Origin of the sequence: Grimontia sp. AD028 (genome assembly GCF_000973155.1) — a bacterium.
Classification (GTDB): Bacteria; Pseudomonadota; Gammaproteobacteria; order Enterobacterales; family Vibrionaceae; genus Enterovibrio; species Enterovibrio indicus.
The window spans coordinates 21,935-28,504 of the sequence record NZ_LASY01000157.1 but is presented as its reverse complement, the minus strand read 5'-3'; the positions used below and the strand labels follow the sequence as shown (position 1 = coordinate 28,504).

The window sequence follows — 6,570 nt, the reverse complement described above, 5'->3', positions numbered from 1 at the left end:
GTGGGGAATTTCTGCTGCGTTATCAGCGTCTCATGTAGGCTAGCTACACATCGAAGCTTCTGCCTTGCATAAAACCCCCACAAACTGCTGCAAAAATCATCACCAAAGGTCAACAGCCCCTAAAGTTTGGGTATACACATCAGGAAGAAGATTTTTCAATCGTGACTTCTTTGCCATTCGTGACAAATTTACAGGCGCCATACTCGTTCACCAAGTTGGCAGATGTGTCCCCAATCTGACAATAAACCCCTGGGAAGCAGTTTTTATACACTTCAATCACATAGCGGCGGTACAAGGTACTGAGCTCAGAGGAGCTGTTTTCCATCTTGGCTTTGATTTCCGCAATGCGTTCAAAGTGATGCGTTTTAGTCCACGCCAAACGCTCAATAAGTTCTTCAGGACGCTTGTTTGCCGGTTGCTGAAGCAGTTTCATCTCGGCGTCTTTCACCTTCATCAACTGCTCGTGCTCGTGATCCAGCTCTTTTGAGAGGTGTAGCGTGTCTGCCATTAAATCACTGAGGCCTGTAAAGGCATGAACATTGGTATGGACACCGGAGGCTGCCCCAAGCGTAAGCACCTTCACGCCACACTGGGCCACATGCGTACCGCCCGTTAAGGTTCCCGTCCGTTTATTGGCATCACAGACGACAAGATTGCTCTCTGTAAATGTGCGGCAATGCATCGCATGCTGGCTGATATTGATATCACCTCTGGCTTCTATACGGGCGTACTGAGCGAACTTGGCCACTATCGAGCCTTTGGCTTGCAAGCTGGTGGTGATCTCTTGTTCGGATTGAACCTGTCGGCCCAAAATACCATTGTGAATGATGATATCTCCACCCGCCGTTAACGTTGCAGATTCCACCACACCACCAACAGTGATTGACCCCGTCGCGCTCACCTTCATGCCGGCATTCACGTCACCGTTAATGACGACACTGCCTTCAAAATCCACGTGGCCCGTCGCGACGGTCACCGACTTCATACACAGGGCGTTATCCACTTCCACACCATCAGGGTGCAAAAGCGGTAAGCCTGCGACTTCAGCAACAATCACATTTTCATCATTGCTGCTGAATTTACTACCTGGATAGAGCTTTAGTGGTACGTCATTACCTGGCGTGGTCGGAAGGACTTCGCCGGTAACACGGAAACCTTCAATCCCCTTTGTCGGAGGAATGCGCTTGGCGAGCGGTTGCCCTTCTTGAACTGTGATCATCTTGCCCAAGTCACGCATATCAACCGTGCCATCTTCTCGCTCTTGAGGGCGGAGCACGCGGGATTTGCTGTCTTGAACCAAATATGCAAGCTTGGAGTCGTCACCGGGAATTGGCCATTTGCCGTTGGCAATCGGCACTTCGAGGTACTCGCCCGGCTTGAGACGGGCCGAAGCGGTGAGCAATTTTTGTAGGGTTTGTTTCTTTACACCGCGCACAATTTGGGACGCTTTCAGCGCGGCAAGGAGATCATTGCCTTTGATGGGGTTACCACCACACGCGCCATTGACGCGCAGGAATGCCGTCATTTTTTCATCGTCAAAGCGTGCGCTGACCGTCGCATCACGACGTTCAGCAACAACGACATCGTCTGGCTCCCCCTTCCACTCGTCGGTGGAAGCGTTAATCTTGACCAGCACCGCTTCGATGGTTTGCTCAAAGCGAAAGAAACTGGCCACTTTATGTTGGATAAGCCAATCAACGATATGCTTTTTTTCGATTTGGGGCGCGTCTTGGTCTGCCTTAGGTACTACAGTCATGTAGACCCTGCGACCATCGTTAGACAGCCGCAAAAGCTGTTGCAGCATGTAATCCCCTAAATAAATACACTAAAACTACGAACGAATATCACACTCGTATTCTACCTAGATGAAACACTTCAAAAGAAACACCACAACACTCAAGTTAGAATCAGATCTCATTAAACTAATGACGATTGACTCAATTAAGATACCTGTGTCATATAAATGAATTATAGAGAGTTTTGGCTATTCTGCCCTCCTCTCATTAAAGTTTAATCCTACGTTGTGAAGTACAAAAAAAGCACACTGGTTCAGTGTGCTTTTAAATCAGGAAGTTAACGATTCAGAATGCTAAGGAGATAGCTTCTGATGCTCTTCATCTGATAACCATTCATCTAAGCTGAAACCATAACGAAACTTACCATCAGATTCATCGTTACAATAGACCAGAGTGCCTTTTAGTGAAGGAATATCAACAACTTTCAAAAAGTAATTGGCATCAATATCGACACTTTCCTGGGTCAACAATCCCATTCCACTACGACTGATATCCCGAATAACGACGGGATGACCAAAATCTTCTTCATCATGTTCATCCAAGGGGTGGGACGTAACATACAAGCGGGCGTGAATACCGCCGCCACCAAGTTCGATTCTTTCCTGGAAGCGTTTGCACTCACCCTCTCCCCCTGATTTTTCAATCAGGGTATCGCAGAGTTTTTCATAATCGTTCATTACACTGCCTCCCCGACATCAGCCTCTTCCCTCTTTTGTGCTTAGCGGCCAACTAATGGTAAAGCACTGAGTTTCTCTGCAGCAGAGTACAAAGTATATTTGCTATTCAATACATTGAATGTATTGAATGTTAGATAAATCTTATCCAAACCTCTGAGAAATTTCACCTTCATTTACAGTGTAAATTTACGCTCTCTGAGAGAGTTCTTCGACACGTCTTTGCCTGATTGCAAATCGACGACGTTGGAATGTCTCGAAACGTTCTGCTTCTGACGTGATGACTTGCTCTTCAGAAAGACCAACTTGTTCAATGATCCTCTGTACGCTGGAAAGGTTACCAATGTCTAAGGCGAAATGCGCATCTGAGCCAGTCGAGACATAAGCCCCCTTCTCCTTTGCAAGTTCAGCAATAGTAAGGCAGAACGGTTCACTGCCTTTACGCGAGCCATTCAAAGAGGAATTGTTCAGCTCGATAGCCACACCATGTTGAACGGCAGCATCAACCACAGCCTCTGCATCAATGGGATAATTTGGATTTCCCGGGTGTGCAATGGCATCAATTAACTGAGTTTCCATCGCGCGAATCATTGCTTGGGTATGCGCCTCTTTAGATTGCGCCCGAAAAACCGCCTCATGCAAGCTGGCATTAACCCACTCCATCCCAGCATAAACATAAGTCGGCATATCTAATTCGCCATCAGCATTCATAATGTTGGCTTCTACGCCGCGAAGAATACGCACATTGTTAAGGTGATCAGGGATCACCCTTTGATTAACAAAATGCCAGTGATGTGGCGCGCCAGGCATAGAGCTGGCATGGTCAGTCACACAAAGATGGCTTAAACCTACCGCCTTGGCGTGTGCAGCATTCTCTAAAATAGTGCTGTACGCATGCCCGCTGGCTAGAGTATGGGTGTGGGTGTCAACGACGAGTTTCATTGTATGTCCTTATTGTGCCAACTGCTGACGAGTCCAATCACGCATTGCTGATTCTGTATCTTTACGTCCACGAAAGCCGAACGCTTCTGCTACATCAGCCCAAGACTGTCGTTGGAGAACGCGTGCAATCATCAGTGAACGCATTTCGTCAGATTTATTATCAGCAGGCTTTGTGGCAAGCCGATGTACAAACCACTGCCACAAACTTCCCGTGACTAAATCGTATCCCAGATTACCCTGTGCAAAAAGGCGAACCTGATGAAGTGTAACGTCGGAAGGCGTAGCGACGACATCTGCGCCAGATAGCAAAGCAGGGATCAACGCCGTATCCATGTCAGAAAACTGTTCAGCCATCTGATAACTAAGGTTGAGATAGAACAAGTGCTGAATGCCATCGAACCAATCAGGTTTGTATTGAATTGGCTTTGCCATTTGAAGCGAGTAGGTACCGCTCGCAGCATCTCTTTGTACACCCAGACGCAAAGGCTGATAACCCAATGAAGACCAAAACTGCCAAAGTCCATGGTTAGCACCAAAACTGGTGCCAACAAGCTGGATGTTTTCTCTGGCTGCCGTTTCCTCTAACTCACCGATTAACTGCTTGCCGATACCCTTATTCCTGAACTCCGGTAACACTGCGATACGAACAATGCGAAGAAGGGTGCTTGTCAGTACCTCTACATTCCCAGTGTGAGTAGAAAGGCTTTGTGCAAGAAGATGACCTTTAAGACGGCGTTTTCCATCGACGACAGCTTGTGCCAAATCACGCTCAAAGCCCCCTTCTTTTGATGCAAGTAGCGCCCCGACCAAAATGTTGCCACAGTATGCGCCAATCATATGCTGGTCTTGGCCATCCAGCAGCTGAACCAAATCATTGGGTGAGGTTTGGTAATGAGCAGTCACCAATAAAGAGAACAGCTGTTTTAACGTGTTTTCATCATTGGCAAGGTTATCCGCCTCAAGAGATCTGATGGTGACAGCCTGCTCTGATGTATTCGGCAATAAAGGCTCAGCATCAAACAAAAATGCACTGAACAGCCACAGCTCAAGAGGATCATTCTCAGACCAGCGTACAGGCTCAGTAAGACAGACTTCACGCCACCCTTTAGCCTCGTCATTTAGCATGTTTCTAAAGCGGGTGCTGAACGCACGGCCGGTTCCTTCATAGCCATGCTCTGTCGAAGAAAAGACAACTCGGCTAAAGCCTTTCAGAATTTTCGACAACATAGGAAGGGGAATCGCGGCGGCTTCATCGACCAAAAGTAGGTCGCATGAGGGCTTATCACGAAGTAAGGCATCAGGGGCGATAAAGGAAATCTCACTGCCGTTATCTGACACGAATGAAAAGCGCCCCTTCTTCGCCAGCCCTCCGCGTTGTGCCGCATGGTAAAACAGGGTTTCAACGTTCGAAAAGGTTGGGGAGGTAACAACGATCTGTTTTTTTGATTGGCGCATCACTTCAGACGCTGCAATACCCATTGCCGAAGATTTACCGCGACCACGATCAGCCACTAGAAGCGCAGGGCGACGGCGATGTCCTTTCAATACCTTCTCTATGGCCTCAATTGCCATTTTCTGAGGTTCGGTCGTCCCAGTGTTCGCATCAACCCCTTTGCACTTTGCGATAGTGACATCCATCGTTGGCAACGATGATTCGCCGTGCTGACGGAGAAACGCAGCGTAAGGATGCGCTCCAAAACGGAGGAAACGTTGATAAAAGCGGCTTCGAATTGCGCTTTCTTCGTCTACGATCAAAAGCAATAAAGCACCACCTCGCACGCATCCAGCGGCGGCGCAAAGCCTATCGACATCCAAACCTTGCCGAAGGTCGAGAGCAAGAGTCCCGGTTTCCTGCCCTAACAGCTGCTTGGCTTTGCTCCAGGGAAGGGCATCTATCCCCTTCAATTCGTCACTTATCACCGAATCTAAGTCACAGGCAGAAAGCACTTCCCTCAAGAACGCATCGTCTCCAGAGAGGAAAACCGGAAATCTGACAAAGCCTGATTTTGCCTTGTCTTTAAGTATCTGCAGTAATTGAAGAGGATCAGTGGTCACAATCTTTTCGTTTATCAATGAGTACCCATCAATGATAACGGAAATACGATAGCGGAGAGAGAGTTAAAATGTGGTTGCTCTAAATCGAAGAAAAAAACGCGCCGAGAGGCGCGTTTTAGTGTCGTTATCAAATTACGCAAGACGGGACTTGATAAACGCCAGAATGGCATCAGCGTCTTCATCATTAAGCTTTTTCAGATTAATTGAAATCGCATCACCTTTTCGGCGGTAGCTTGCGCGGCCTTTGATCAAATCAATTGCCGGTGCTTCAGGCTTCGCCGCTTTTGGTTTAAGCGAGTCGCACCATTGCTCCAAAACCAAGGTCACCTCGCGGGTAATACGGCTTACACCCGTCGCTTCGACAGTTTGCCAAACCGGCGTACCTTCAAATTTGGCATCCAGCGCCGCTTTTTCATCATCCGTCAAAGAGAAGTAAAGCTTGTGCAACTTAACGATTGTAGGGCGGCCCAGTTCAGCAACACTTGGGTAAGCTTGTAGCAGTGATAAAGGAAGCGCAGCGGCTTTCAATGCGCCACTGACCAGCGCTTCACTGCATTGACAAACCTTCGCTAACTCTTTCTGATCAAGCACATCACCGCGATCCAGCATGGCCTGCATCTCTTTACCACGCTCATAAAGCGACAGCGGTTTGTGTGCATTGGCCACATCCGACAGGAATTTCGCATGCTTGCTATTAATGCCTTTAGCGACATAAATCAGGAAGTCTTGCTTGGCGAGAATACAGGACATTCGACGGCGGCTACCGTCCAGTACTTCAATCTTATCGCCTTCCAGCCAACGACCGACAGCAGGATATTGCTGACCACGATCTTTTAGCGTGGTGAGAATATCTTGTAAGGCGAGCTCATTGAGGAAAGATTGCTCACGGGCGTTTTCCGAGAACACGGATGTGCGGTTAGCGACATCCGCTGCTGCCACACGCACCAGTTCAAATTCCACAGTGGCTTCACCGGCAACAGAAAGTTCAATCACCGCTGCTTTATCAGAAGCGGCTTTTTGCGCTTCCTGCGCCGAGGTAGCGCGACGTTTATCCGCTTTACCAAACAGACGCGCATTCAGTTCTGACGTTTTAATGGCCATTT

General features: G+C 48.2%; 5 protein-coding genes. All 5 read right to left on the bottom strand.

The window, feature by feature from the left end; all coding sequences use genetic code 11:
- Positions 1-139 precede the first annotated feature (139 nt).
- The gene (locus RN22_RS23275; protein WP_046308209.1) at positions 140-1,804 is read right to left on the bottom strand and encodes a DUF342 domain-containing protein; all 1,665 of its coding nucleotides are present in this window, start codon (positions 1,802-1,804) and stop codon (positions 140-142) included.
- A 285-nt stretch (positions 1,805-2,089) separates the two neighbouring features.
- Positions 2,090-2,473, bottom strand: a complete 384-nt coding sequence (locus RN22_RS23270; RefSeq protein ID WP_046308208.1) for a PilZ domain-containing protein — start codon at positions 2,471-2,473, stop codon at positions 2,090-2,092.
- Between the two features lie 186 nt (positions 2,474-2,659).
- The gene (locus RN22_RS23265; RefSeq protein WP_046308207.1) at positions 2,660-3,412 is read right to left on the bottom strand and encodes a phosphatase; all 753 of its coding nucleotides are present in this window, start codon (positions 3,410-3,412) and stop codon (positions 2,660-2,662) included.
- Positions 3,413-3,421: 9 nt separating this feature from the next.
- Entirely contained in the window at positions 3,422-5,467 is a 2,046-nt protein-coding gene (locus RN22_RS23260; protein ID WP_156168251.1) for a tRNA(Met) cytidine acetyltransferase TmcA, read from the bottom strand.
- 132 nt (positions 5,468-5,599) lie between these two features.
- Complete coding sequence (locus RN22_RS23255; RefSeq protein WP_046308205.1) at positions 5,600-6,568, bottom strand: ParB/RepB/Spo0J family partition protein; 969 nt, start codon at positions 6,566-6,568, stop codon at positions 5,600-5,602.
- Positions 6,569-6,570: the final 2 nt, after the last annotated feature.

Bases quoted from the DNA above. Each gene is read 5' to 3' on its own strand.
- RN22_RS23255 (WP_046308205.1), bottom strand. From the start codon at position 6,568: ATGGCCATTAAAACGTCAGAACTGAATGCGCGTCTGTTTGGTAAAGCG.
- RN22_RS23275 (WP_046308209.1), bottom strand. From the start codon at position 1,804: ATGCTGCAACAGCTTTTGCGGCTGTCTAACGATGGTCGCAGGGTCTAC.
- RN22_RS23270 (WP_046308208.1), bottom strand. From the start codon at position 2,473: ATGAACGATTATGAAAAACTCTGCGATACCCTGATTGAAAAATCAGGG.
- RN22_RS23265 (WP_046308207.1), bottom strand. From the start codon at position 3,412: ATGAAACTCGTCGTTGACACCCACACCCATACTCTAGCCAGCGGGCAT.